The following is a 25,404-nucleotide window of genomic DNA, read 5'->3' as shown; positions in this document are numbered from 1 at the left end:
GGCGCCGGCGTGCTGCCTGCGCCGCAGCGTCAGGCCGCGAGCATTTCCTTCGCGTGCTTGCGTGTCGTCGCGGTGATCTCGAGCCCGCCGAGCATCCGCGCGACTTCCTCGATCCGGCTCGCCTTGTCGAGCGCGACGACGGTCGACACGGTGCCGCCGTGCTCGTCGCTGCCTTTCGCGACCTGGAAATGGTGGTCGCCGCGCGCCGCGACCTGCGGCAGGTGCGTCACGCACAGCACCTGCCTGTCGCGCCCGAGCTGATGCAGCAGCCGGCCGACGACTTCGGCCACGCCGCCGCCGATACCCGTATCGACCTCGTCGAAGATCAGCGTCGGCGTCGGGCTCGCGGCGCTCGCGATCACCGCGAGCGCCAGGCTGATCCGCGCGAGTTCGCCGCCCGACGCGACTTTCGCGAGCGGGCGCAGCGGCACGCCGGCGTGGCCGGCGACGCGGAATTCGATCTGCTCGAGCCCGTGCGGGCCGCCGTCCGCCAGCGGCACGAGCGCGACTTCGAAGCTGCCGCCTGCCATCGACAGTTCCTGCATGCCGGCCGTCACCGCGGTGCCGAGCGCCTTCGCGGCCTGCGCGCGCGCCTTCGACAGGCGCTTCGCGTCGGCCAGATACGCGTCCCATGCCTTCGCCTGCGCGGCTTCGAGCGCGCCGAGATCGGCCGCCGCGTCGAGCGCGGCAAGCTGCGCGCGGCGCGCCGCGTGTTCCTCGTGCAGCGTGTCGGGCGGCAGCCGGAACTTGCGGGCGGTGGAATGCAGCGCGTCGAGGCGCATTTCGACCTGCGCGAGGCGGTCGGGATCGAGATCCAGACGCTGCGCGTAGTGCGACAGCGAATAGACCGCTTCCTGCAGCTGGATTTCGGCCGGCTCGAGCGACGCGAGCGCGTCGCCGAGCGCGGCGTCGTAATCGGCGAGGCTGCGCAGCTTCGACACGATCGCGCCGAGCTGCGTGAGCATCGCGTCGTCCGATTCGGACAGCGCATCGAGCGCGCCACGCACGCCCTCGATCAGATTCGCCGAATGCGACAGGCGCTTGTGCTCGGCGCTCACTTCTTCCCATTCGCCCGGCTGCGGCGCGAGCTTGTCGAGCTCCGCGAGCTGCCATGCGAGCTTTTCGCGTTCCAGTTGCAGCTCGCGTTCGTGCGCCTTCGCCGCGTCGATCGCCTGCGTCGCATCGCGCCAGACGCGCCACGCGCGCGCGACGTTCGCGGCCTCGGCGACGAGCCCCGCGTGCGTGTCGAACAACTCGCGCTGCGCGTCGGGACGCATCAGCAACTGGTGCGCGTGCTGGCCGTGAATGTCGACGAGCATCTCGCCGAGTTCGCGCAGTTGTGCGAGCGTCGCGCTGGTGCCGTTGATGAATGCGCGCGAGCGGCCGTTCGCGTCGATCACGCGGCGCAGCATCACGGTGTCTTCGGCGTCGAAAGCGTGTTCGTCGAGCCAGCGCGCGACACGGTCGTGCGGCGTGAATTCGGCGGTGATGTCGGCACGGCTGCAGCCGGTGCGCACGACGCTCGCGTCGGCGCGCTCGCCGAGCGCGAGCGCGAGCGCGTCGATCAGGATCGATTTTCCGGCGCCGGTTTCGCCGGAAAAGACGGTAAAGCCGGCGTCGAATTCGAGATCGAGCGCGGCGACGATGACGAAGTCGCGTATCGAGAGGTGGCGGAGCATGGTGTCGGGCGGCGGCGCGTCAGGACGCCTTGTCGTCTTCGTTCGAGGCGTGCTCGTTCCAGTGCAGCTTCTTGCGCAGCGTTGCGTAGTAGCTGTAGCCGATCGGATGCAGGAACGGCACCGTGTGCTTCGAGCGGCGCACCTCGATCGTATCGTTCAGTTCGAGCGCGGTGAACGACTGCATGTCGAAGTTCACGTTGACGTCGCGCCCGCCGACGATCTGGATCGCGATCTTCGAATCGTCCGGCAGCACGATCGGCCGGTTCGACAGCGCGTGCGGCGCGATCGGCACGAGCACGATGCCTTGCAGCTGCGGATGGAGGATCGGGCCCGCCGACGACAGCGCGTATGCGGTCGAGCCGGTCGGCGTCGCGACGATCAGGCCGTCGGAGCGCTGGTTGTACATGTACCGGCCGTCGACCGACGCGCGCAGCTCGACCATCCCGGAGAAGCCGCTGCGGTTCACGACGACGTCGTTGAATGCGAGCGCGTGGTAGATCGGTTCGCCGTCGCGGACGATTCGCGCCTCGAGCAGCGAGCGCTCCTCGCGCTCGAACTTGCCCGACAGCATCACGGGGACGAGCGCCTGCATGTCGGCCGCGGCGATGTCGGTGATGAAGCCGAGCCGGCCGTGGTTGATGCCGATCAGCGGCGTCCGGTACGGCGCGAGCTGCCGGCCGATGCCGAGCATCGTGCCGTCGCCGCCGAGCACGACCGCGACGTCGGCGCGCGCGCCGATCTCGGCCGGCGTCAGCGCCGGATAGCCCGAGATGCCGATCTCGCGCGCGGTGTCGCCTTCGAACACGACCTCGAACCCGCGCTTCGCGATGCAGGCGGCGAGCGTGGCGAGCGGCTCGGCGATGCCCGGCGTGTTGCTGCGGCCGACGAGCGCGACGGTGTTGAACAGATTACCGGTTTTCATGCCGGCATTACACCATAGCTCGATGCCGAAAAGAACCGTCGTGCCGCCGCGGGGCCGGATCGGACGCCGCCGCGCAACAGCGCTTGCGGCCACTCGCCGCGCTCGCGCGGTTGCGCTAAAATTTTCCACCATGCTAGATCCTCGCGCACGAACCCTCCTGAAAACCCTGATCGAACGGTATATCGCCGACGGTCAGCCGGTCGGATCGCGCACGTTGTCCCGGTACTCGGGGCTCGAGCTGAGCCCCGCGACGATCCGCAACGTGATGTCCGATCTGGAGGAGCTCGGCCTCGTGTCGAGCCCGCACACGTCGGCCGGCCGCGTGCCGACGCCGCGCGGCTACCGGCTGTTCGTCGACACGATGCTGACCGTCGAAACGCCAATCGACGCCGCGGCTGTCGCGCGGCAGGTGCAGAGCACGCTGCAGGCCGGCGAGCCGCAGCAGAAGGTGGTCGCCGCCGCGGCCAGCGTGCTGTCGAACCTGTCGCAGTTCGCCGGCGTCGTGCTGACGCCGCGCCGCAGCCACGTGTTCAAGCAGATCGAGTTCATGCGGCTGTCGGAAAAGCGCATCCTGCTGATCATCGTGACGCCGGAAGGCGACGTGCAGAACCGCATGCTGGCGACGCCGCGCGACTATTCGCCGTCGCAGCTGACCGAGGCGTCGAACTACATCAACGCGCATTTCGCGGGCCTGTCGTTCGACGAGGTGCGCCGGCGCCTGCGCGACGAAATCGACCAGCTGCGCGGCGACATGACCGCGCTGATGCACGCGGCCGTGACGGCGAGCACCGAGGTGCCCGACACCGAGGACACGGTGCTGATTTCCGGCGAGCGTAACCTGCTCGAGGTGGCGGACCTGTCGTCCGACATGGCGCGGCTGCGCAAGCTGTTCGACGTATTCGACCAAAAGACGGGCCTCCTGCAACTGCTCGACGTGTCGAGCCACGCCCAGGGCGTGCAGATCTTCATCGGCGGCGAATCGACGCTCGTGCCGATCGAGGAGATGAGCGTCGTCACCGCGCCTTACGAGGTGAACGGCAAGATCGTCGGCACGCTCGGCGTGATCGGGCCGACGCGGATGGCGTACAACCGCGTGATCCCGATCGTCGACATCACCGCGCGCCTGCTGTCGCTGACGCTGAGCCAGCAATAGCCGGCGCGAGCGCGTTCCGCCATCATCGGCGCGCGGGCGCCGCGCCGCCAGTCGGCCGGACGGCTAGTGGGCGGCGGATCGATCGTCGCGGCCGGCCTGCGCCCCGGCTGATCTGCGCGCCGGGCCGGTCTCCCGCGGTTCGACCGCGCGGCCCGACCTCCGAGGCCCGACCTCCGAGGCCCGACATCCGAGGCCCGACATCCGCACCCCGCTATAATTAAAAGCCATCCGGTTTCGTGCCTCGAGCACGCTCTTGCCCATGCGTTTCGACCTTGAGCCGCCTTCGAGCGTCGCGGCTGCCCACCGCGTCGGCGTGCTGCTGATCAATCTCGGCACGCCCGACGCGCCGACGCCGCGTGCGGTGCGGCGCTACCTCGCCGAATTCCTGTCCGATCCGCGTGTCGTCGAAATCCCTCAGCCCGTCTGGCAGGTGCTGCTGCGCACGCTGATCCTGCCGCTGCGCGGCCGGGCATCCGCGAAGAAGTACGCGGCGGTCTGGATGCCGGAGGGCTCGCCGCTGCGCGTGTACACCGAGCGTCAGACCGAGGGCGTGCGGCACCTGCTCGCGTCGAACGACTATCACGTGCTGGTCGACTACGCGATGCGCTACGGCAGCCCCGGCATCGCACAGGCGCTCGCGCAGTTCAAGCGCGCAGGCGTCGAGCGCGTGCTGCTGATGCCGATGTACCCGCAGTATTCGGCATCGACGACGGCCACCGCGTTCGACGCCGCCTTCGCGGCGCTCGCGCGCATGCGCAACCAGCCGGAAGTGCGCACGGTGCGCCACTATGCCGACCACCCGGCCTACATCCACGCGCTCGCCGAGCAGGTGCGCCACTACTGGGCGCAGCACGGCCGGCCCGATTTCGCGGCCGGCGACAAGCTCGTGCTGAGCTTTCACGGCGTGCCGAAGCGCACGCTCGATCTCGGCGATCCGTATCACGACCAGTGCCAGCAGACGGGCGCGCTGCTGATGGCTGCGCTCGGGCTCTCGACGATCGAATGCCGCGTGACGTTCCAGTCGCGCTTCGGCAAGGCCGAATGGCTGCAGCCGTACACGGCGCCGACGCTGCGCGAGCTCGGCGAGGCCGGCGTGCGGCGCGCCGACGTGTTTTGTCCGGGCTTCACGGCCGACTGCCTCGAGACGATCGAGGAGATCGGCATGGAAGTGCGCGACGCGTTCATCGCGGGCGGCGGCCAGTCGTTCCACCGGATTCCGTGCCTGAACGGCGCGCCGGCGTGGATCGGCGCGCTCGGCGAGATCGTCGCGGAGAATCTGCAGGGCTGGCCCGTGCGGACCGCCCAACCCGAAACGGTGAACGGATGAACTACAGGATTTCGACGGAGCCCGGCGCGAAGCTGCGCATCGACAAATGGCTGTGGGCCGCGCGGTTCTTCAAGACGCGTTCGCTCGCGAGCGATGCGGTCGACAAGGGGCGCGTGAAGATCGGCGGCGCGGCCGTCAAGCCGGCGAAGGAAGTGCGTGTCGGCGACGAGGTCGAGATTGCGATCGATGGCATCGTCTGGCACATTGCCGTGCTGGGCGTCTGCGACGTGCGCGGGCCGGCCAGCGTCGCGCAGACGCTCTATGCGGAAACGGAAGCAGGGCGCGCCGAGCGGCTCGCCGAACTGGAGCGGCGGCGTACGTATCGCGAGCCGGCGGCCGCGCTGCATGGCCGGCCGACGAAGCGCGACCGCCGCATCATCGACAAACTGTCCGGTGGACGCTGAACAGCTGATCGAACGTTGCGCGTACGCTGCCGTATTCGGTCGTGCGGTCGGTCACGGCGCCCGACAGACAGATGGTGGTGGTGCCGGCGATGAGTACCAGCGCGACCACCGATATCGCAAAGGTCAGTTTCACGGTACTCCCCTCGAAAAGACGGGTGAAAATGGCGCCAGGCGGAGATCGGGCGGCGGGAGCTAGGGTAAACGCGCTTTTCCCGACGCCTGAAACGAGTGTAGTGCAGCGCACAGTGCCGGGCTAGTACTTCCCCGGTAAGCGTTGTTACCGGCCGTTTCGCGCGATTCGGCGGCCGATGCGCGCAATGCGGGGCAAACCGCTTCGTTGTTTCGCCGCACGCGCGAATTCCGGCGAATCTCCCTCTTGAAACCGCGGTTTTTGCCCTTATCTGCACCAGCAATGTGCGGCACCTTCGGTCATACGGCCGGCGGTTGCCGATTTGGCTTCAACCTCTAATCGACTTTCAGCGACATGGAAAACACGCAAGAGAACCCGGCATCCCAATCGGCCGAAGAAAACGGCAGCGAGACGCAGGCGGCACAAGACGCGGCTCCCGCCGCGGAAGCAGCCGACGCGGCGCTCGCCGAGGCTCAAGCCAAGGTCGCCGAGCTGCAGGAAAGCTACCTGCGGGCGAAGGCCGAGACCGAGAACGTTCGCCGTCGCGCGCAGGAAGACGTCGCGAAGGCCCATAAATTCGCGATCGAAAGCTTCGCCGAGCACCTGCTGCCGGTGCTCGACAGCCTCGAAGCCGCCGTCGGCGACACGTCGGGCGACATCGCCAAGGTGCGCGAAGGCGTCGAGCTCACGCTGCGCCAGCTGACGAGCGCGCTCGAGAAGGGCCGCGTCGTCGCGATCAATCCGGTCGGCGAGAAGTTCGATCCGCACCGCCATCAGGCGATCTCGATGGTGCCGGCCGATCAGGAGCCGAACACCGTCGTCACGGTGCTGCAAAAGGGCTATACGATCGCCGACCGCGTGCTGCGTCCCGCGCTCGTGACGGTCGCGCAGCCGAAGTAAGGGCGTCGCCATGCTACCCGCCGGCGTCGATCCGGCCGCGTTCGACGCGTTCGGCATGCAGCCGCTGTCCGCCGACACGTTCGACGCCGGCATCGCCGGCGCCGGCGACGCGCTCGCGGTCGTGTTCTTCTGGGGCGTCGACTGCTTCAACTGCGAGATCGCGAAGAAGGCGATGCTCGCGCAGCCCGACGCGATCCGCGCGCTGGACCTGAAGTGGTTCCACTGCAACGTGTACGAACATCGCGAGCTGGGGCGCCGCTTCGGGTTGCACGGCGTGCCGACCTGGTTCTTCTTCCATCGCGGCAAGCGGCTGGGCCGCGCGACCGGCTGGCACGGGCTCGCGCAGTTCCAGGCGGCGGTCGCCGCCGCGCGCGCGAAGATCGCCGCGTCGGCGCCCGCGGAGGACGATCCTGCTTCGCGTGGCGATTGAAAAAATTTAATATCCGCATCGGTCGTCAGGTCTTGAAAACGGATCCGCCGGACGCATTTCGGGAACAGAGTTGAATTCGGCGCGCGAAACCGGCCCAAAACGGCCGGTTTCGCGCAGCAAACAAGCATTTCTGGAGATTAGGAAAAAATGGGAAAGATCATCGGTATTGACCTCGGCACCACGAACTCGTGCGTCGCGGTGATGGAAGGCAACCAGGTCAAGGTCATCGAGAACTCGGAAGGTGCGCGCACCACGCCGTCGATCATCGCGTACATGGACGACAACGAAGTGCTCGTCGGTGCGCCGGCCAAGCGTCAGTCCGTGACGAACCCGAAGAACACGCTGTTCGCGGTGAAGCGCCTGATCGGCCGCCGCTTCGAAGAGAAGGAAGTGCAGAAGGACATCGGCCTGATGCCGTACTCGATCATCAAGGCCGACAACGGCGACGCATGGGTCGAGGCGCACGGGCAGAAGCTCGCGCCGCCGCAGGTGTCGGCCGAAGTGCTGCGCAAGATGAAGAAGACGGCCGAAGACTACCTCGGCGAGCCGGTCACGGAAGCCGTGATCACGGTGCCGGCGTACTTCAACGACAGCCAGCGTCAGGCCACCAAGGACGCCGGCCGCATCGCGGGCCTCGAAGTCAAGCGGATCATCAACGAGCCGACCGCGGCCGCGCTCGCGTTCGGTCTCGACAAGGCCGAGAAGGGCGACCGCAAGATCGCCGTGTATGACCTCGGCGGCGGTACCTTCGACGTGTCGATCATCGAGATCGCGGACGTCGACGGCGAGAAGCAGTTCGAAGTGCTGTCGACCAACGGCGACACGTTCCTCGGCGGCGAGGACTTCGACCAGCGCATCATCGATTACATCATCGGCGAGTTCAAGAAGGAGCAGGGCGTCGACCTGTCGAAGGACGTGCTCGCGCTGCAGCGCCTGAAGGAAGCGGCCGAAAAGGCGAAGATCGAGCTGTCGTCGAGCCAGCAGACCGAAATCAACCTGCCGTACATCACGGCCGACGCATCGGGTCCGAAGCACCTGAACCTCAAGATCACGCGCGCGAAGCTCGAAGCGCTGGTCGAGGATCTGGTCGAGCGCACGATCGAACCGTGCCGCATCGCGATCAAGGACGCCGGCGTCAAGGTGTCGGACATCGACGACGTGATCCTCGTCGGCGGGCAGACGCGCATGCCGAAGGTGCAGGAGAAGGTGAAGGAATTCTTCGGCAAGGAACCGCGCCGTGACGTGAACCCGGACGAAGCCGTCGCCGTCGGCGCGGCGATCCAGGGCCAGGTGCTGTCCGGCGACCGCAAGGACGTGCTGCTGCTCGACGTGACCCCGCTGTCGCTCGGCATCGAAACGCTCGGCGGCGTGATGACGAAGATGATCAGCAAGAACACGACGATCCCGACGAAGCACTCGCAGGTGTATTCGACGGCGGACGACAACCAGTCGGCCGTGACGATCAAGGTGTATCAGGGCGAACGCGAAATGGCGGCCGGCAACAAGCTGCTCGGCGAGTTCAACCTCGAAGGCATCCCGCCCGCACCGCGCGGCGTGCCGCAGATCGAAGTGACTTTCGACATCGACGCGAACGGCATCCTGCACGTCGGCGCGAAGGACAAGGCGACCGGCAAGGAAAACAAGATCACGATCAAGGCCAACTCGGGTCTGTCCGAGGCGGAAATCGATCAGATGATCAAGGACGCGGAAGCGAACGCGGCGGAAGATCACAAGCTGCGTGAGCTGGCCGATTCGCGCAACCAGGGCGACGCGCTCGTCCACAGCACGAAGAAGGCGCTCTCCGAGTACGGCGACAAGCTGGACGCCGGCGAGAAGGAGAAGATCGAGGCGGCGCTGAAGTCGCTCGAGGACGTGCTGAAGGACACGTCGGCCGACAAGGCCGCGATCGACGCGAAGGTCGAGGAGCTTGGCAAGGCATCGCAGAAGCTCGGCGAGAAGATGTACGCCGACATGCAGGCCCAGGCGGGTGCGGCCGGCGCGGCCGGTGCAGCGGAGGGCGCGGCGCAGGGCGGCGCGCAGCAGGCTGCGGACGACGTCGTCGACGCCGAGTTCAAGGAAGTGAAGAAGGACTGAGGCCGGGTTGCAACGGCACCGTACGCCGCGCGCGCGATCCGCGCGCGGCGCGGCCGACAAGCCGTCTGTCTTTCCTTCCTGCCGCTGCGCGTTGCGTGGCGGATGGCCGGATCGACTCCACGCCTGGCGGGCTTCGCGGCCCTCCGGGCACATTTGTTTTTTGGCGGGCGCTGCGTAACCTCTGCGGCGCCGGACGAGTCGAGAGACTTTACTGCGGGCGAAAGGAGCCGACGCGCGTGCGGCGCGCGGCGGCGGTGAATCGATATGGCGAAACGGGATTACTACGAGGTTCTGGGCGTCGCGAAGAACGCGAGCGACGACGAAATCAAGAAGGCGTATCGCAAGCTGGCGATGAAGTACCACCCGGACCGCAATCCGGACAACAAGGATGCGGAAGAGCATTTCAAGGAGGTGAAGGAAGCCTATGAAATGCTGTCGGACAGCCAGAAGCGGGCCGCGTACGACCAGTACGGCCACGCGGGCGTCGACCCGAACATGGGCGGTGCGGGCGCACAGGGCTTCGGCGGCTTCGCGGACGCGTTCGGCGACATCTTCGGCGACATCTTCGGTCAGGCTGCGGGCGGTCGCGGCGGCCGCGGCGGCCCGCAGGTGTATCGCGGCGCCGATCTGCGCTACAGCATGGAAATCACGCTGGAGCAAGCCGCGCACGGCTACGACACGCAGATCCGCGTGCCGAGCTGGGTATCGTGCGAAGTCTGTCACGGCTCGGGCGCGAAGCCGGGCACGAAGCCCGAAACCTGCCCGACCTGTCATGGCCAGGGCACGGTGCGCATGTCGCAGGGCTTCTTCAGCATCCAGCAGACCTGCCCGAAGTGTCACGGCACCGGCACCTACATCCCGGAGCCGTGCGCGCACTGCCACGGCTCGGGCAAGGTGAAGGAAACCAAGACGCTCGAAGTCAAGATCCCGGCCGGGATCGACGACGGGATGCGGATCCGCTCGGCCGGCAACGGCGAGCCGGGCATCAACGGCGGGCCGCCGGGCGACCTCTACGTCGAAATCCACATCAAGCCGCACGCGGTGTTCGAGCGCGACGGCGACGATCTGCACTGCCAGATGCCGATCCCGTTCACGACGGCGGCGCTCGGCGGCGAGATCGAGGTGCCGACGCTGGCCGGTCGTGCGACGTTCCCGGTGCCGGAAGGCACGCAGTCGGGCAAGACGTTCCGTCTGCGCGGCAAGGGCATCAAGGGGCTGCGTTCGAGCATTGCCGGCGATCTGTACGTGCACGTCCAGGTCGAAACGCCGGTGAAGCTGACCGACCATCAGCGCGATCTGCTCAAGCAGTTCGAGAAGTCGCTGGCCGAAGGCGGTGCGCGTCACAGCCCGCAGAGCAAGAGCTGGTTCGACCGCGTGAAGAGCTTCTTTGAGTAAGTCATGACTGACGGCAACGGGAGCGCGTCGTTCGCGCTCTTGGACGATTGCGACTCGACCGCGTCCGCGCGGTCGAGTCGTTTGTATTCGGGCTTCGTGCGTGAACGCGTGTGTACCGATCCCGCACGGCTCGACGCGCTCGATGCGGCGCTCGCGCAGGACTTGCGCGACGGCCTGCATGCGGTCGTCGTCGGCGACTATGAATTCGGACGCAATCTGCAACGTGCGCAACCGGGCCATGCCCCGCTGCGCTTTTTGCTGTATGCACGCTGCGAGCGCCTGTCGCGCGCGGAGGTCGACGCGTGGCTCGCGGCGCAGGACGGCGCCGATACGCCGTCGATCGCGGGTGTCGCGCACGTGCGGAAAAGCGTGACGCGCGACGCGTTCGGCGCTGCGATCGCCGCCGTGCACGACGCGCTGCGCGCCGGCGATTCGTATCAGATCAACTATACGTACCGGATGAACTTCGAGGTGTTCGGCACGCCGCTCGCGCTGTACCGGCGGCTGCGCGCGCGTCAGCCGGTGCGCTACGGCGCGCTGATCGCGCTGCGCGACGGCGCGTGGATCGTGTCGTGCTCGCCCGAGCTGTTCGTCGAGAAGCACGGCGAGCTGCTGCGCGCGCGGCCGATGAAGGGCACCGCGCCGCGTTCGGCCGATCCGCAGCAGGATGCGGCGTCCGCCGCGTTTCTCGCGAACGATCCGAAGAACCGCGCGGAAAACGTGATGATCGTCGATCTGCTGCGCAACGACGTGTCGCGGATCGCGCGCACGGGCACGGTCCGCGTGCCGGCGCTGTTTTCGGTCGAACCGTATGCGTCGGTGTGGCAGATGACGTCGACGGTCGAGGCCGGCTGGCGCGACGGCACGACATTCGCCGACATGCTGCGCGCGCTGTTTCCGTGCGGCTCGATCACGGGCGCGCCGAAGCACAAGACGATGCAGCTGATCGACGCGATCGAAACGACGCCGCGCGGGCTCTACACGGGAACGATCGGCTGGCTCGATGCGCCGCGCGATGCGGCCGCGGCGTGCGGCGATTTCTGTCTGTCGGTCGCGATCCGGACGCTGACGCTCGACGCGCCGCCGGCCTCTGCACCGGCGGGCGACGACCGGCGGCGCGGGACGATGGGCGTCGGCGCCGGCATCGTGCTCGACAGCGTGGCCGCCGACGAATACGCGGAGTGCGAATTGAAAGCACGCTTCCTGACCGACGCCGATCCCGGCTTCCAGCTGTTCGAGACGACCTGCGCGACGCGCGCGGACGGCATCCGCCACGTCGATCGCCACCTCGCGCGGCTGCAGCGCAGCGCGGACGCGTTCGGCTTTCGCTTCGATGCCGATGCGCTGCGGCGCGCGATCGACGCGCGCTGCGCGGCGCTGGACGGCGACGGGCCGTACCGGATGAAGCTCTCGCTTGCGAAGGACGGCACGCTCGACATCGTCGCCGCAGCGCTGAAGCCGCTGCCTGCGGGGCCGGTGCGCGTCTGGCTCGCAGCCGACCACGGCTTCGCGCCGACGCGCGCGAACGACGGGCTGCTGCTGCACAAGACGACGCGCCGCGCCGACTACGATCGCGCCTGGCAGGCGGCGGAAGCACTCGGCGGCTTCGACATGCTGTTCGTCAACGAGCGCGGCGAGCTGACCGAAGGCGGGCGCTCGAACCTGTTCGTGAAGCTCGACGGGCAATGGATGACGCCGCCGCTCGCGTCGGGCGTGCTGCCGGGCGTGATGCGCGCCGTGCTGCTCGACGATCCGGCCTTCGGCGCGGTCGAGCGCATCGTCACGCGCGACGATCTCTCGCGCGCGCAGGCGCTGCTGCTCACGAACGCGCTGCGCGGCGCGCTCGACGCGGTATTGACGAAGTAGCGCGGCACGGTCCCTCCCGCCGCAAGTAAAAAGCGCGACGCCCGGCAGCGGACGTCGCGCTTTCGTTTGTCGACGGCTCGCGTGGGCGCGCCGCGATGGATGCTCAGAACGAATGCTCGGGCCCGGGGAACGAGCCGTCCTTCACTGCCTTCACGTATGCATCGACCGCCGCCTCGATGTTCGGCTGCCCCTGCATGAAGTCCTTCACGAAACGCGGCCGCTTGCCGGGGAAGATCCCGAGCATGTCGTGCAGCACGAGCACTTGCCCCGAGCAGTCGGCGCCCGCGCCGATGCCGATCGTCGGAATCTTCAGCATGTGCGTGACTTCGGCGGCGACGAGCGTCGGCACCGCTTCGAGCACGACGAGCTGCGCGCCGGCCGCCTCGATCGCGCGCGCGTCGCGCAGCAGCTGCGCGGCGCCGGCTTCGGTCTTGCCCTGCACCTTGAAGCCGCCGAACGCGTGCACCGACTGCGGCGTGAGGCCGAGGTGCGCGCATACCGGCACCGAGCGCTCGACGAGGAAGCGGATCGTCTCGGCGAGCCATTCGCCGCCTTCGAGCTTGACCATCTGCGCGCCTGCGCGCATCAGCTCGACCGCGTTCGCGAACGCATCGGCCGGCGTGCCGTAGGTGCCGAACGGCAGATCGGCGACGACGAGCGCACGCGGCTGCGCGCGCGCGACGCATGCGGTGTGATACGCGATGTCGGCGAGCGACACGGGCAGCGTCGTCGAGTGGCCCTGCAGCACGTTGCCGAGCGAATCGCCGATCAGCAGCACGTCGGTGCCCGCGCGGTCGAGCAATGCGGCGAAGCTCGCGTCGTAGCACGTGAGCATCGCGATCTTCTCGCCGGCGTCGCGCATCGCCTGCAGCTTCGGCACCGTCACGGCAGGCCGGCTCGATTCCTGGAGATAGGTCATGGAGAAATCCGGTTCGATGAGTGAAAAACGACGGGCGGGACGCGTGTCAGCGCGTCGTCTCGCCCTTGACGAAGAATTCCTTGCGGCCGCGCATCGTTTCGATGCGCTCGACCAGCAGCGCGAAGTCTTCGGGGGAATCCAGCGGGTTCAGGTGTTCCGCGGCGACCGTCAGCACCGGCGTGCGGTCGTAGTGATAGAAGAATTCGTTGTAGGCGTCGACGAGCGCGCGCAGGTACGCATCGCCGATCTGCAGTTCCATCGGCAGCCCGCGCTTCTGGATCCGCGCGAACAGCACTTCGGGGCTCGCCTGCAGATAGACGACGAGATCGGGCGCCGGCGCACGCGGCGCTTCGAGATGCGCGGCGATCGACCGGTACAGCTGCCATTCGTCTTCGGGCAGGTTCAGCCGCGCGAAGATGTCGTTCTTCTGCGGCATGAAGTCGGCGACGACCGGCCGGCCCGTATCGAGCGCGCCGATCAGCTCGGCCGCCTGCTGCGCGCGCTGCAGCGCGAACGACAGCTGCGTCGGCAGCGCATAACGCGCGGTGTCGCGATAGAAGCGCTCGAGAAAGGGGCTGTCTTGCGGCCGCTCGAGCAGCGTCTGCATCGACCAGCGTTCGGCCAGCAGCTGCGCGAGCGTCGTCTTGCCGACGCCGATCGGCCCTTCGATCACGAGATAGCGATGCGGGGCGCGCAGATCGGGCGCGGTGACGGTCAGCGGTGTGGGGTTCATCGGCAGCGGTTCTTGTCGGCGCCGTCGCCGGCGGCGAGCGCCTTCATCAGGCACTGACAGGTCTGCACCTTCTCGATGCGCTGGTGCGCGACCGCAGCGAGGAATGCGTCGGCGCGGCCGCGCGCCGGAATGTCGAGCAGCGGCTCGACCTCGACGAGCGGCACGAGCGCGAAGGCGCGCTCGGTCAGGCGCGGATGCGGGACGATCAGGTCGGGCTCGTCGATCGAATCGGCACCGAACAGCAGGATGTCGATGTCGAGCGTGCGCGGCGCATTGCGGTACGGACGTTCGCGGCCGAAGTGATGTTCGATCTTCTGGCAGAGCGCGAGCAGCTCGCGGGCGGCGAGCGTCGTGTCGACCTTGACGACGCAGTTGTAGTAGTCGTCGCCGCCCGCATCGATCGGCGCGGTGCGGTACAGGCTCGACTTGTCGAGAATCGTGATGGTGCGCTGCTGCGCGAGACACACCACCGCGTCCTTCAGGGTCTGGCGCGCATCGCCGAGATTTGCGCCGAGCCCGAGATATGCAACCGTCATGGCATCACTTCCTGCGTCGTTCGCCGGCGAGCGCGTCAGTCGTCGGAGCTGCCCGCGGTATCGGGCGCCTGCTCGGCGGCGCCTTCGCCCGACTTGCGGTTGCGCGCACCGCCGCGGCGGCGCCGCTTGCGGGGCGATTTTTCCTTCGACCCGCCCTGCGAGAGCAGTGCCTCGCGCGCGGCCGCGTCGCCTTCGATGAAATCCGTCCACCACTGTCCGACAGCCGGGTCGAGCTCGCCGGATTCGCAGCGTAACAGGAGGAAATCATACCCCGCTCGAAATCTTTGGTGTTCCAGCAGCCGCAGCGCGCTGCGGCCCGAGCGTTTTTCGAGGCGCAGCTGCAGGCCCCAGATCTCGCGCATGTCGGCCGAATAGCGCTTGTGGATCGCCAGCTTTTCGGTCTGCATGTCGAGCACGTCGTCCATCGCGCGGTGCAGCGCGGGCACCGGGAATTCGCCTTCGGCCGTGTACTGCTCGAAGCGCTGGCGCATGTCGTGCCACAGCAGCGTCGCGAACAGGAAGCCCGGCGATACGGGCTTGCCGGCGCGCACGCGCGCGTCGGTATTGTTCAGCGCGAGCGTGATGAACTTCTCGCCCTGCGGCTGTTCGAGCACGACGTCGAGCAGCGGCAGCAGCCCGTGGTGCAGCCCTTCCTTGCGCAGCCGCTGCAGGCACGCGAGCGCATGGCCCGACAGCAGCAGCTTCAGCATTTCGTCGAACAGGCGCGCGGCCGGCACGTTGTTGATCAGATCGGCGAGCGCGTTGATCGGCTCGCGCGTGTGCGGCTCGATCTCGAAGCCGAGCTTCGCCGCGAAGCGCACGACGCGCAGCATCCGCACCGGATCCTCGCGGTAGCGCGTGGCCGGATCGCCGATCATCCGCAGCAGGCGCGCGCGCACGTCGGCCATGCCGTCGTGGTAGTCGAGCACCGTCTGCGTCGACGGGTCGTAGTACATCGCGTTGATCGTGAAGTCGCGGCGCGCGGCGTCTTCGTGCTGCTCGCCCCAGACGTTGTCGCGCAGCACGCGGCCGCTCGCGTCGACCGCATGCGTGCGGCGATCGAGCTCGTCGCGCTTCAGGCGTTTGGGCGGCTCGGCCGTCGCGGCTTCCGGCGGCGCATCGACGAGCGCGCGGAACGTCGACACCTCGATCAGCTCCTGGCCGAACTGCACGTGGACGATCTGGAAGCGGCGGCCGATCAGGCGCGCACGGCGGAACAGGCGCTGCACTTCGGTCGGCGTCGCGTCGGTCGCGACGTCGAAATCCTTCGGCGCGATCCCGAGCAGCAGGTCGCGCACTGCGCCGCCGACGATGAACGCGCGGTAACCGGCCTGCTGCAGTGTGTCGGTCACGCGCACGGCGTTCTTCGAGATCAGCGCGGGATCGATGCCGTGCACGCTGGCCGGCACGATGGTCGGCTCGTGATTGCTGCGCGGCTTTTTCGCGGCGGCGGCGCGCGCGGATCTGGCCGGCCGCGGCGCGGCGGAAGCCGGTGCGTCGGCCGCGCTCGCGGCGGGGGAGGTTTGCACGGCGTCGTCCTGGCCGAGCAGCTTGCGGATGAGTTTCTTGATCACGACGTTCAGAAGAGATCGAGGATGCGCCAGCCGCGGTCGCGGGCATGCGCGCGCAGCGTGTCGTCGGGATTGGTCGCGATCGGATCGGTGACTTTCTCGAGCAGCGGGATGTCGTTGTGCGAGTCGCTGTAGAAGTAGCTGCGCTCGAAGTCGTCCCAGTGCTTGCCGAGCGAGGCGAGCCAGGCTTCGGTGCGCACGATCTTGCCTTCGCGATAGCTCGGCGTACCGGTCGGCCGCCCCGTGTACGGCGAATCGGGATGGCCGTCGATCGTCTCGACCTCGCACGCGATCAGCGTCTCGACACCGAACGCGGCCGCGATCGGCCGCGTGATGAATTCGTTCGTCGCGGTGACGATGCAGCAGAGATCGCCCGCGTCGAGGTGCTTACGCACGAGTTCGAGCGCGGCGGGCGTCATCGCGGGCCGGATCACCTCGTGCATGTACTGCTCGTGCCATTGCGCGAGCTGCTCGCGCGAATACTTCGCGAGCGGCGTGAGCATCGCCGTCAGGTACGCATGGATGTCGAGCTTGCCGGCCTTGTAGTCGGCGAAGAACTGATCGTTCTGGCGCGAGAAGCTTTCCGCGTCGACGATGCCGAGCTTCACCATGAAGCGGCCCCATTCGTGGTCGCTATCGGTCGGGATCAGCGTGTGATCGAGGTCAAAGAGTGCCAGATTAGTCATGGAAGCGCATTTTACTCGAAGCGGTTCGGGCCCGCGCCGGGCGGCGCGATGTCGTCGCCGGGGCGGGCCAGCATCCGGCGCAGCAGCGGCAGCGTGACCGCGCGTTTCTGCTCAAGCGAGAAGCGGTCGAGCGCGTCGAGCAGCGCCATCAGGCTCGGCATGTCGCGCCGGAAATGGGTGAGCAGATAGGCGGCCACGTCGTCGGTCAGCGTGATGCCGCGCTCCTTCGCCGCGAGGCGCAGCACCTCGATCTTGCCGGCGTCGGACAGCGGCGACAGGTGGAACACGAGCCCCCAGCCGAGCCGCGTGCGCAGATCCTCGCGCACGTCGAGCGCAAGCGGCGCCGCCGGGCCTGCCGCCACGAACGCGCTCGACGGATGCGCGCGGACTTCGTTGAACAGATTGAACAGCGCGACCTGCTGCGTATCGGACATGCGGTCGCAATCGTCGATCGCATAGATGCCGATGCGCGGATCGAACGTGAACGCGCCGAGCGGGCTTTGCGGCGTGAGATAGCGTGCGTAGCCGTACGATGCGTCGCTGACGAGCGCCTGCAGCAGATGGCTGCGGCCGCTGCCGGGCTCGCCCCAGATGTAGAACGAGCGGTCGGGCACGGGGCCCGCCGCGAGCGCGAGATCGAGCTTCTGCAGCCGCGTGACGAGCTCGCCGTTCTCGCCCGTGATGAAGTTGTCGAACGTGGCGGGCGGCGGCGTGCCGAGATCGAGCGTCAGTTGACGGGTCACCATGCGGGTCGATTGGAAAAACGCGTGCCGGGCGCCGGACACGCACCGCGGAACGCAGGCCGGTTGGCGGCACGCGCGACCGTACGCAGGGCGGCGCGCGGCGTCGTGCGCGGCTCGCTCGGCGAGGAAAACGGGGACGTGTTGGCCAAGATGCGATCCCTGACGATTCGATGCGGGGAATTCCGGCCAGCGGGCCGGCTTCGGGTAAAATCGCATTTTACCGACCTTCTCGCATTCCCCCATGAATCCTCCGAAATCCGCTCCCGACGCTCAGGGTCTGTCCTACCGCGACGCAGGCGTCGACATCGATGCCGGCGACGCCCTCGTCGACAAGATCAAGCCTTTTGCGAAGAAAACCCTGCGCGATGGCGTGCTCGGCGGCATCGGCGGGTTCGGTGCGCTATTCGAAGTGCCGAAGAAGTACAAGGAGCCCGTGCTCGTGTCGGGCACCGACGGCGTCGGCACCAAGCTCAAGCTCGCGTTTCATCTGAACAAACACGACACGGTCGGCCAGGATCTCGTCGCGATGAGCGTGAACGACATCCTCGTGCAAGGCGCCGAGCCGCTGTTCTTCCTCGACTACTTCGCGTGCGGCAAGCTGGACGTCGACACGGCGGCCACCGTCGTCAAGGGCATCGCGCAAGGCTGCGAACTGTCGGGCTGCGCGCTGATCGGCGGCGAAACGGCCGAAATGCCGGGCATGTATCCGGACGGCGAATACGATCTGGCCGGCTTCGCGGTCGGCGCGGTCGAGAAGAGCAAGATCATCGACGGCAGCACGATCGCCGAAGGCGACGTCGTGCTCGGCCTCGCATCGAGCGGCATCCACTCGAACGGCTTCTCGCTCGTGCGCAAGATCATCGAGCGCGCGAATCCCGACCTGTCGGCCGATTTCCACGGCCGCTCGCTCGCCGACGCGCTGATGGCGCCGACGCGCATCTACGTGAAGCCGCTGCTCGCGCTGATGCAGAAGATCGCCGTGAAGGGCATGGCGCACATCACGGGCGGCGGCCTCGTCGAGAACATTCCGCGCGTGCTGCGCGAAGGCCTGACGGCCGAGCTCGACCAGAAGGCGTGGCCGCTGCCGCCGCTGTTCAAGTGGCTGCAGGAGCACGGCGGCGTCGCCGATGCGGAAATGCACCGCGTGTTCAACTGCGGGATCGGGATGGCCGTGATCGTGTCGGCGGCGGATGCCGACGCAGCGGTCGCCGATCTGACGGCTGCCGGCGAACAGGTGTGGAAGATCGGCACCGTGCGCGCGAGCCGCGAAGGCGAGGCGCAGACGGTCGTGGTCTGACGCGCCGCGTTCTGCCGATGGATCAGCAAAACCGCCCGGGCTGGCACCGGGCGGTTTTTTTTCGGGCGCCGTACGGCGCGCCGGCGAAGGAGGGACGACGATGAGCGAAGACGAACGGGCGATTCGCGAACTGGTGGACACCTGGTTCGTGTCGAGCCGGCGCGGCGATCTGGCCACCGTACTCGACCTGATCGCCGACGACGCGATCTTCATGGTGGTCGGCCGGCCGCCGTTCGACAAGGCGGCGTTCGCGGCCGCGTCGCGCGATGCGAATACCGGCGGCACCGACGCGCCGAAGATCGACGGCCGCTACCGGATCGACGAACTGCGCGTGCTCGGCGACTGGGCGTACATGCGCAACTTCATCGAGATCGAAGCGACGCCTCGCGGCGGCGATACCGTGCGCCGGTCCGGTCATACGCTGACGATCTTCCGCAAGCAGGACGGCCGCTGGCAGCTGGTGCGCGACGCGAATCTCGTGACACTCGCGCAATGAGCGCGGCGACGGTGCAGACTTGCTCCGGCCGCGCTGCGCGGGGCGCCGCGTAGCGGCGCCGTCGCGGCGCGCGACCGGGCGATGTCCTTCGGCTCAGCCCGCGGGAATGTGCCCGTCGAGCACGCGTTCGAGCGCGTCGAGCGCGCGCGCGGTCGAATCGGGCGCGATGCAATCGACGACGATCCGTTCCGGCATCGCGCGCAGCCACGTGATCTGCCGTTTGCAGAGCTGGCGCGTCGCGAAGATGCCCTTGTCGCGCATCGTCCGGTAATCGATGTCGCCGTCGAGGAATTCCCATGCCTGCCGATAGCCGACGCAGCGCATCGACGGCAGGCCGAGATGCAGATCGTCGCGGCGGCGCAGTCGTTCCACTTCGTCGATGAAGCCCGCGGCGAGCATCGCGTCGAATCGCTGCGCGATGCGGGCGTGCAGCACCGCGCGATCGGACGGTTCGAGCGCGACCGGCACGAAGCGGTAGGCGGCGGCCGCGTCGTCGGCGGGACGCGGCGCCGCAAGTAGCGCGGACATCGGCTGCCCGCTCAGCATGAAGACTTCGAGCGCGCGCTGAATGCGCTGCGCGTCGTTCGGCGCGAGCCGCGCGGCCGTTGCCGGATCGACCTGCGCGAGCCGTGCATGCAGCGCGGGCCAGCCGTCGCGTGCGGCTTCGGCGTCGAGTTCGGCGCGCACCGCGGGATCGGCGGTCGGCAGATCGTTCAGCCCTTGCGTGAGCGCCTTGTAGTACAGCATCGTGCCACCGGCGAGCAGCGGCGTGTTGCCGCGCGCGACGATCTCGCCGATCAGCCGCAGCGTGTCCGCGCGAAAGCTGGCCGCAGAATACGCGTCGGCCGGGTCGATGATGTCGATCAGATGGTGCGGCACGCGTGCGCGCTCGTCGCGCGTCGGTTTCGCGGTGCCGATGTCCATGTCGCGGTAGACGAGCGCCGAATCGACGCTGACGATCTCGATCGGTCGGCGCGCGGCGAGCGCCAGCGCAGCGGCGGTCTTGCCCGATGCGGTGGGGCCGAGCAGACAGGCGATCGTCGTCGGGACGGACTGCGCGGACACGCTCATTGGCCGCGCATGAACAGGCGGTCGAGATCGCTCAGCGTGAGCTGATACCAGGTCGGCCGGCCGTGATTGCACTGGTCCGCGCGTTCGGTCGCTTCCATCTGACGCAGCAGCGCGTTCATTTCGTCGAGCGTCAGACGCCGATTCGCGCGCACCGCGTGATGGCACGCCAGCGTGCCGAGCAGTTCGTGCTGGCGTTCGGTCAGCACACGCGAGCCGCCGAACGCGTGCAGATCGGCGAGCACCGCGCGCGCGAGCGCCTGCAGGTCGGCGTCTTTCAGCAGTGCAGGCACCGCGCGGATCGCGAGCGACGTCGGCGACAACACCGCAAGGTCGAAGCCGAGCGCTTCGAGCGTGTCGCGCTCTTCCTCGACGGTGCCGATCTCGACCGGCGTCGCCGTCATCGATACCGGCAGCAGCAGCGACTGCACGGCCACCGCGCGGTCCGCGAGCGCGTTCTTGAACTGCTCGTACAGGATGCGTTCGTGCGCCGCGTGCATGTCGACGATCACGAGCCCGTGCGCGTTCTGCGCCAGCACGTAGATGCCGTGGATCTGGCCGAGCGCGAAACCGAGCGGCTGCTCGTCGTGCATGGAAGCAGCGGACGGCATCGCCGCGAACCCGGGCAGCGGCGCGGCCGGGTCGTCGGCCGCGTCGCGCGCCGTCGTCGTGGCGTCCGGCGTGCCGGCGCCCGTGTCCTTGCGGCCGAACAGCGCATCGTAGAGCGCGAGCGGCTGCGCGACCGGCAGCGTGCCCTGCGTCATCCGCGCCTGGCGTAGCCATGTGCTGCCCGGCGCCGACGAAGACGGCGACGAGAAACCGCTGCCGGCCGTCGATGCGGGCTGATTCGGGCTTTGGCCGAGCGGCGTCGAGAGGAACGACGCCGGGCCGCGCGGCGCCGGTTCGAGATGCGCGGCGTGCCCGCCCGCGGTGGTTTCCGGCGACGCGCCGGCATGGCGTGCAAGCGCGCGCTGCACCGCGTGGAATACGAACTGGTGGATCGAGCGCGAATCGCGGAACCGCACCTCGATCTTCGACGGATGCACGTTGACGTCGACCGCTTCCGGCGGCAGGTCGAGGAACAGCACGTACGACGGATAGCGGTCGCCGTGCAGCACGTCTTCGTACGCGGCCCGCACTGCGTGCGTGAGCAGCTTGTCGCGCACGAAGCGGCCGTTCACGAAGAAGTATTGCTGGTCCGCGCGGCCGCGGCTTGCAGTCGGCAGCCCGGCGCAGCCGTAGACCGCGAGCGGGCCCGCGCGCTCGTCGAGCGGCAGGTGCGCGGTCGCGAAACCGTCGCCGAGGATCTTCGCGACGCGCTGCGCAGGCTCGGTCGCGTTCCAGTGCTCGACGGCCTTGCCGTTGTGCAGCACCGAGATCGCGACGTCCGGCCGTGCGAGCGCCGCGCGGCGGATCATTTCGACGCAGTGGCCGAATTCGGTCTGCTCGCTCTTCAGGAACTTGCGGCGCGCGGGCGTGTTGAAGTACAGCTCGCGCACCTCGATCGTCGTACCGACCGCGCCGGCCGCGGGCGACAGCACGCCTGTCTGCGCGTCGATGCGCGTCGCGTGCGCGGCGTCTGCCGTGCGGCTCGTGATGAACATCTCGGCGACCGATGCGATCGACGCGAGCGCCTCGCCGCGGAACCCGAGCGTCGCGACCGCTTCGAGCTCTTCGAGCGAGCGGATCTTGCTCGTCGCGTGACGCATCAGCGCGAGCGGCAACTCGCCGGGCGGAATCCCGCAGCCGTCGTCGGTGATCGAGATGCGCTTCACGCCGCCTTCCTCGAGCACGATGCGCAGCGTCGTCGCGCCGGCGTCCATCGCGTTCTCGAGCAATTCCTTGACGACCGACGCTGGACGTTCGACGACCTCGCCCGCGGCGATCTGGCTGATCAGCTGGTCGGGCAGGGGCTGGATCGCGCGTAGCGGGCGCGGAGCAGGGGCGGGCGCGGCGGTCGCGGCCGTTTCGGTGAATTCGGACATGGCCGAATTATAGCGAGGCCGCGGATGCGTGCCGGCGCGCCCGGCCGTTACGTTTTTTCACGGAGCGCGAAGGCAGTTTGGGTATCATGGCTGCGTCGCGCGCGCCGGCCTTGCCGGACGCCGTTTTCACCCCGGTGGCCGGTCTGGCCCTTTCGCCTTCGAGGAATCGCATTTGGATACGCTGCTTCATTTCGTCAACCTTGTCCTGCATATCGACGCCTTCCTCGGCGATTTCATCCGGCAGTACGGCGCGTGGGTGTACCTGGTGCTGTTCCTGATCGTGTTCTGCGAGACCGGGCTGGTCGTGTTTCCGTTTCTGCCCGGCGATTCGCTGCTGTTCATCGGCGGCGCGTTCGCCGCGACCGGCGAAATGAATGTCGGTGCGCTGATCGTGCTGCTGCTCGTGGCGGCGATCGGCGGCAATACCGTCAACTATCTGATCGGCCGCTGGGTCGGCCCGAAGGTGTTCAATACGCGCATCCCGGTGCTCGAGCGCTTCCTCGATCGCGCGGCGCTGCAGAAGACGCACACGTTCTATGAAAAGCACGGCGGCAAGACGATCGTGCTCGCGCGCTTCATTCCGGTCGTGCGCACGTTCGCACCGTTCGTCGCGGGCGCTTCGGCGATGAGCGCGGCGCGCTTTCAGCTGTTCAACGTGCTCGGCGCGCTGATCTGGGTGCTGCTGCTCGTGCTGCTCGGCTATTTCTTCGGCAACATTCCGTTCATCCGCCAGTATCTGAACGTGATCGTGCTCGCCGGGATCGGCGCGGCGGTGGTGCCGGTCGCGATCGGCGCGCTATGGAAGCTCCTGCGCGGGCGGCATTCCGATACGACGCAGAAGACCGGCGGGCGGTGACGCCGGCTACGGAAGTGCGGTGAACGAGCGTGGCGATGTGCCGCGCATCGACGATCGACGAACCCCTCGCGTGGTACTGCGAGGGGTTTTGTTTTGTGGCGGCCGCTTTCCGCGCGGTCCGCCCGCCTTGTTCGTTCGTCGTTTCGGGGAGGCTGTCGTGTCGCGTGTCGCGTGTCGCGTTTGCGTCGCGATGCCGTCATGCGCTGCGATGCGCGACCGGCGTTTCGGGCGTCGGGTACTGCGCGTCGCGGAACGTGTCGAGGATCACGCGGTGCGTGTCGCAGTAGACCTGCCAGTAGTTCGCGGGCTGCGTGGACGGGCGCACGAACAGCAGCGGCCCTTCGGGCGTGAACTGCAGCACGCCGACGTCGGGCGCCGGATCGGTCAGCACGTTCGGAATCTTCTGGACCGCGGCCTTCAGCCGGTTGATCGCGTCGACCGCATCGACGCCGTTCGCGATCTTCGCGGTCAGATCGACGCGGCGGTACGGCGTTGCGCTGTAGTTCGCGATGTTGTCCGAGAAGATCTTGTTGTTGCCGACGATCGTCACGACGTTGTCGGCCGTGATGATCGTCGTGCCGAACAGGCCGAGCTCCTTCACCGTGCCGGTGACGCCGCCCGCGCTGATCACGTCGCCGACCTTGAACGGGCGCAGCACCTGCATGAACACGCCCGCGGCGAAATGCGACAGCAGCCCGCCCCATGCCGTACCGATCGCGAGACCGAGGCCGGCGAGCAGCGCGGCGAACGACGTGGTCTGCACGCCGAAAAGCTGCAGGATGGCGAGGATCAGCAGGATCGTCAGCAGCACGCTGACGACGGAACTCAGATAGTCGGCGAGCGTCGGGTCGACCTTGCCGGAGCGGCGCACGACCTTGCCGAGCAGGCGTGTGCCGACGTGAATCGCCCAGCGGCCGATGAACCAGAGCGCAATCGCGGCGAGGAGGTTCAGGCCGAAGTCGAGGCCGCGGGTCATCAGGAATTGTTGGGCGGTTTCCAGGTTCAGCATGGGGGCTCCGTGGGTGAAGGGGCCGACAGGCGGCTTGGGGACCGATGGTTATAACCGAAGCGCCCGCGATGCAGGATCAACAAATGTTAAAGACTGCACTGCATCGCGGGGAAATCGCGCGTTTCGCGCGCGATCTAAGTGGAATGCCGAACCGTCTGCATCATGCAGAGCGCGAGCGCCGCTTCCCAGTGCGGCGCGTGCAGACCGAAATGCTCGGCGAGCTTCGCATTCGACATCTGCGAATTGGCCGGCCGCTTCGCGGGCGTCGGATATGCGCTGGCGGGAATCGGCATTACCGCCGGCTTTTTCGGCAGATCGGCGAGGCGGAAGATCGCTTCGGCAAAGCCATGCCACGACGTCGAGCCGGCGGCGCACAGATGATAGATGCCCGAATGCGCATGCCACCATTCGTCGCGCATCGGGGCGCACGTAGCTTGCGCGACGACGTGCGCAGTCAGCGTCGCGATCGTATTCGACCACGTCGGCGCGCCGATCTGGTCGGCGACGACGTTCAGTTCGTCACGCTCGGCGCCGAGCCGCAGCATCGTCAGCAGAAAGTTCTTGCCGCGCGTGCCGTAGACCCAGCTCGTACGGAAAATCAGATGCGCGCATCCCGATGCCGCGATCGCGCGTTCGCCGTCGAGCTTCGTCCTGCCGTACACGTTTTGCGGGTCGACTGCATCGTCCTCGACGTACGGGCCTGCTTTCGTGCCCGAAAACACGTAGTCCGTCGAATAATGGATTAGCGCGGCGCCGATGCGCTTCGCTTCTTCCGCGAGCACGGCCGGCGCTTCCGCATTCAGCCGTGTGGCCATTGCCACGTCGGTCTCCGCCTGATCGACCGCCGTATAAGCGGCGGGATTCACGATCAGATCGGGCTTTAGGTCGCGTACGACGTCGCGCACCTGATCGAGGCGCGACAGGTCGAGCCGGCTGCGATCGAGGGCGACCACGTTGCCGAGCCCCTGCAGCGTACGCTGCAATTCGAACCCGACCTGGCCGTGGATGCCGGTCAGCAAAATCGTTTTGCGATCGGAGGTCTGCACGGCGGCCCTCACTGGAAGCACTCGGCTTCGGCGAGCCGTTTGCCTGCCGCATCCTTCGCCGCCAATAGCGGCTCGAAATCGATCGGCCACTCGATGCGGATGTCCGGATCGTTCCACAGGATGCTGCGTTCGTGCTCGGGGTACCAATAGTCGGTGGTC

The 25,404-nt window shown here is 67.8% G+C and carries 25 protein-coding genes; 11 read left to right on the top strand and 14 right to left on the bottom strand.

Going from position 1 to position 25,404, the window contains the following annotated elements; all coding sequences use genetic code 11:
* Window positions 1-29: 29 nt before the first annotated feature.
* Both recN and HMPREF3115_RS14255 read right to left on the bottom strand, forming a co-directional pair.
* Window positions 30-1,679: a DNA repair protein RecN gene (recN, locus tag HMPREF3115_RS14260; protein ID WP_012214079.1), complete on the bottom strand. Its 1,650-nt coding sequence runs from the start codon at window positions 1,677-1,679 to the stop codon at window positions 30-32.
* A gap of 19 nt (window positions 1,680-1,698) precedes the next feature.
* Complete coding sequence (locus HMPREF3115_RS14255) at window positions 1,699-2,601, bottom strand: NAD kinase (RefSeq protein ID WP_006409161.1); 903 nt, start codon at window positions 2,599-2,601, stop codon at window positions 1,699-1,701.
* A gap of 130 nt (window positions 2,602-2,731) precedes the next feature.
* On the opposite strand from HMPREF3115_RS14255, the gene hrcA reads away from it, so the two are divergent.
* The 3 genes from hrcA to HMPREF3115_RS14240 all read left to right on the top strand — a co-directional run bounded on the left by hrcA (window position 2,732) and on the right by HMPREF3115_RS14240 (window position 5,485).
* Window positions 2,732-3,754 (top strand): heat-inducible transcriptional repressor HrcA, encoded by a 1,023-nt coding sequence (gene hrcA / locus HMPREF3115_RS14250; protein WP_006416966.1) that lies wholly within the window; start codon window positions 2,732-2,734, stop codon window positions 3,752-3,754.
* Between the two features lie 259 nt (window positions 3,755-4,013).
* On the top strand, window positions 4,014-5,081 hold the full coding sequence (hemH, locus tag HMPREF3115_RS14245) for a ferrochelatase (RefSeq protein ID WP_006409158.1): 1,068 nt from the start codon (window positions 4,014-4,016) through the stop codon (window positions 5,079-5,081).
* Window positions 5,078-5,485, top strand: a complete 408-nt coding sequence (locus HMPREF3115_RS14240; RefSeq protein WP_006401607.1) for an RNA-binding S4 domain-containing protein — start codon at window positions 5,078-5,080, stop codon at window positions 5,483-5,485. Before hemH ends, HMPREF3115_RS14240 begins: the two co-directional genes overlap by 4 nt.
* On the opposite strand, the gene HMPREF3115_RS31620 is transcribed toward HMPREF3115_RS14240, so the two are convergent.
* A complete protein-coding gene (locus HMPREF3115_RS31620) occupies window positions 5,457-5,618 on the bottom strand; it encodes a hypothetical protein (RefSeq protein ID WP_006401606.1) in 162 nt (53 codons plus the stop codon). The two genes, HMPREF3115_RS14240 and HMPREF3115_RS31620, sit on opposite strands and share 29 nt — an antisense overlap.
* A gap of 351 nt (window positions 5,619-5,969) precedes the next feature.
* On the opposite strand from HMPREF3115_RS31620, the gene grpE reads away from it, so the two are divergent.
* The 5 genes from grpE to pabB all read left to right on the top strand — a co-directional run bounded on the left by grpE (window position 5,970) and on the right by pabB (window position 12,300).
* Window positions 5,970-6,515: a nucleotide exchange factor GrpE gene (gene grpE, locus HMPREF3115_RS14235; protein WP_006401604.1), complete on the top strand. Its 546-nt coding sequence runs from the start codon at window positions 5,970-5,972 to the stop codon at window positions 6,513-6,515.
* A 10-nt stretch (window positions 6,516-6,525) separates the two neighbouring features.
* Window positions 6,526-6,945: a thioredoxin family protein gene (locus HMPREF3115_RS14230; RefSeq protein ID WP_070554842.1), complete on the top strand. Its 420-nt coding sequence runs from the start codon at window positions 6,526-6,528 to the stop codon at window positions 6,943-6,945.
* 147 nt (window positions 6,946-7,092) lie between these two features.
* Entirely contained in the window at window positions 7,093-9,039 is a 1,947-nt protein-coding gene (gene dnaK / locus HMPREF3115_RS14225) for a molecular chaperone DnaK (RefSeq protein ID WP_006401601.1), read from the top strand.
* Window positions 9,040-9,303: 264 nt separating this feature from the next.
* A complete protein-coding gene (gene dnaJ, locus HMPREF3115_RS14220) occupies window positions 9,304-10,434 on the top strand; it encodes a molecular chaperone DnaJ (protein ID WP_053297605.1) in 1,131 nt (376 codons plus the stop codon).
* A gap of 3 nt (window positions 10,435-10,437) precedes the next feature.
* The gene (pabB, locus tag HMPREF3115_RS14215) at window positions 10,438-12,300 is read left to right on the top strand and encodes an aminodeoxychorismate synthase component I (RefSeq protein ID WP_070554840.1); all 1,863 of its coding nucleotides are present in this window, start codon (window positions 10,438-10,440) and stop codon (window positions 12,298-12,300) included.
* A gap of 103 nt (window positions 12,301-12,403) precedes the next feature.
* On the opposite strand, the gene panB is transcribed toward pabB, so the two are convergent.
* The 6 genes from panB to hda are packed head-to-tail and all read right to left on the bottom strand — an operon-like array spanning window position 12,404 to window position 17,491.
* Window positions 12,404-13,219, bottom strand: coding sequence for a 3-methyl-2-oxobutanoate hydroxymethyltransferase (panB, locus tag HMPREF3115_RS14210; protein ID WP_006401598.1), 816 nt, complete (start codon window positions 13,217-13,219; stop codon window positions 12,404-12,406).
* 46 nt (window positions 13,220-13,265) lie between these two features.
* Entirely contained in the window at window positions 13,266-13,952 is a 687-nt protein-coding gene (locus HMPREF3115_RS14205) for a deoxynucleoside kinase (RefSeq protein WP_070554838.1), read from the bottom strand.
* On the bottom strand, window positions 13,949-14,488 hold the full coding sequence (folK, locus tag HMPREF3115_RS14200) for a 2-amino-4-hydroxy-6-hydroxymethyldihydropteridine diphosphokinase (protein WP_006401596.1): 540 nt from the start codon (window positions 14,486-14,488) through the stop codon (window positions 13,949-13,951). Before folK ends, HMPREF3115_RS14205 begins: the two co-directional genes overlap by 4 nt.
* Window positions 14,489-14,523: 35 nt before the next feature.
* Window positions 14,524-16,062: a polynucleotide adenylyltransferase PcnB gene (gene pcnB, locus HMPREF3115_RS14195; protein ID WP_059785953.1), complete on the bottom strand. Its 1,539-nt coding sequence runs from the start codon at window positions 16,060-16,062 to the stop codon at window positions 14,524-14,526.
* A gap of 5 nt (window positions 16,063-16,067) precedes the next feature.
* Window positions 16,068-16,745 carry a histidinol-phosphatase gene (locus HMPREF3115_RS14190; protein ID WP_070554836.1) on the bottom strand — a complete coding sequence of 226 codons (678 nt, stop codon included), beginning with the start codon at window positions 16,743-16,745 and terminating at the stop codon, window positions 16,068-16,070.
* A gap of 11 nt (window positions 16,746-16,756) precedes the next feature.
* Window positions 16,757-17,491 carry a DnaA regulatory inactivator Hda gene (hda, locus tag HMPREF3115_RS14185; RefSeq protein WP_069220003.1) on the bottom strand — a complete coding sequence of 245 codons (735 nt, stop codon included), beginning with the start codon at window positions 17,489-17,491 and terminating at the stop codon, window positions 16,757-16,759.
* A gap of 238 nt (window positions 17,492-17,729) precedes the next feature.
* Between hda and purM the strand changes: the two genes are divergently transcribed.
* On the top strand, window positions 17,730-18,785 hold the full coding sequence (gene purM / locus HMPREF3115_RS14180; protein ID WP_006406403.1) for a phosphoribosylformylglycinamidine cyclo-ligase: 1,056 nt from the start codon (window positions 17,730-17,732) through the stop codon (window positions 18,783-18,785).
* Window positions 18,786-18,885: 100 nt separating this feature from the next.
* Entirely contained in the window at window positions 18,886-19,281 is a 396-nt protein-coding gene (locus tag HMPREF3115_RS14175; protein WP_070554834.1) for a YybH family protein, read from the top strand.
* A 93-nt stretch (window positions 19,282-19,374) separates the two neighbouring features.
* Here the strand turns inward: HMPREF3115_RS14175 and miaA are convergent, their stop codons facing one another.
* Both miaA and mutL read right to left on the bottom strand, forming a co-directional pair.
* The gene (gene miaA, locus HMPREF3115_RS14170; protein ID WP_006401589.1) at window positions 19,375-20,352 is read right to left on the bottom strand and encodes a tRNA (adenosine(37)-N6)-dimethylallyltransferase MiaA; all 978 of its coding nucleotides are present in this window, start codon (window positions 20,350-20,352) and stop codon (window positions 19,375-19,377) included.
* Window positions 20,349-22,334 (bottom strand): DNA mismatch repair endonuclease MutL, encoded by a 1,986-nt coding sequence (gene mutL, locus HMPREF3115_RS14165; RefSeq protein WP_070554832.1) that lies wholly within the window; start codon window positions 22,332-22,334, stop codon window positions 20,349-20,351. The genes miaA and mutL overlap by 4 nt, the downstream gene beginning before the upstream one ends.
* Before the next feature lie 172 nt (window positions 22,335-22,506).
* Between mutL and HMPREF3115_RS14160 the strand changes: the two genes are divergently transcribed.
* Window positions 22,507-23,190: a DedA family protein gene (locus HMPREF3115_RS14160; RefSeq protein WP_006401587.1), complete on the top strand. Its 684-nt coding sequence runs from the start codon at window positions 22,507-22,509 to the stop codon at window positions 23,188-23,190.
* Window positions 23,191-23,386: 196 nt separating this feature from the next.
* Here the strand turns inward: HMPREF3115_RS14160 and HMPREF3115_RS14155 are convergent, their stop codons facing one another.
* The 3 genes from HMPREF3115_RS14155 to HMPREF3115_RS32430 form a co-directional block, all read right to left on the bottom strand.
* Window positions 23,387-24,199, bottom strand: a complete 813-nt coding sequence (locus HMPREF3115_RS14155) for a mechanosensitive ion channel family protein (protein ID WP_006401586.1) — start codon at window positions 24,197-24,199, stop codon at window positions 23,387-23,389.
* 134 nt (window positions 24,200-24,333) lie between these two features.
* Complete coding sequence (gene rfbD / locus HMPREF3115_RS14150) at window positions 24,334-25,245, bottom strand: dTDP-4-dehydrorhamnose reductase (RefSeq protein WP_070554830.1); 912 nt, start codon at window positions 25,243-25,245, stop codon at window positions 24,334-24,336.
* Window positions 25,246-25,253: 8 nt separating this feature from the next.
* Window positions 25,254-25,404, bottom strand: a 151-nt coding sequence (locus tag HMPREF3115_RS32430; RefSeq protein WP_256276202.1) for a dTDP-4-dehydrorhamnose 3,5-epimerase family protein, incomplete at its 5' end; no start/stop codon positions are given.

This window comes from Burkholderia sp. HMSC10F09 (genome assembly GCF_001806955.1).
Classification (GTDB): domain Bacteria; phylum Pseudomonadota; class Gammaproteobacteria; order Burkholderiales; family Burkholderiaceae; genus Burkholderia; species Burkholderia multivorans.
This window is presented reverse-complemented; position numbering and strand designations above follow the sequence as displayed.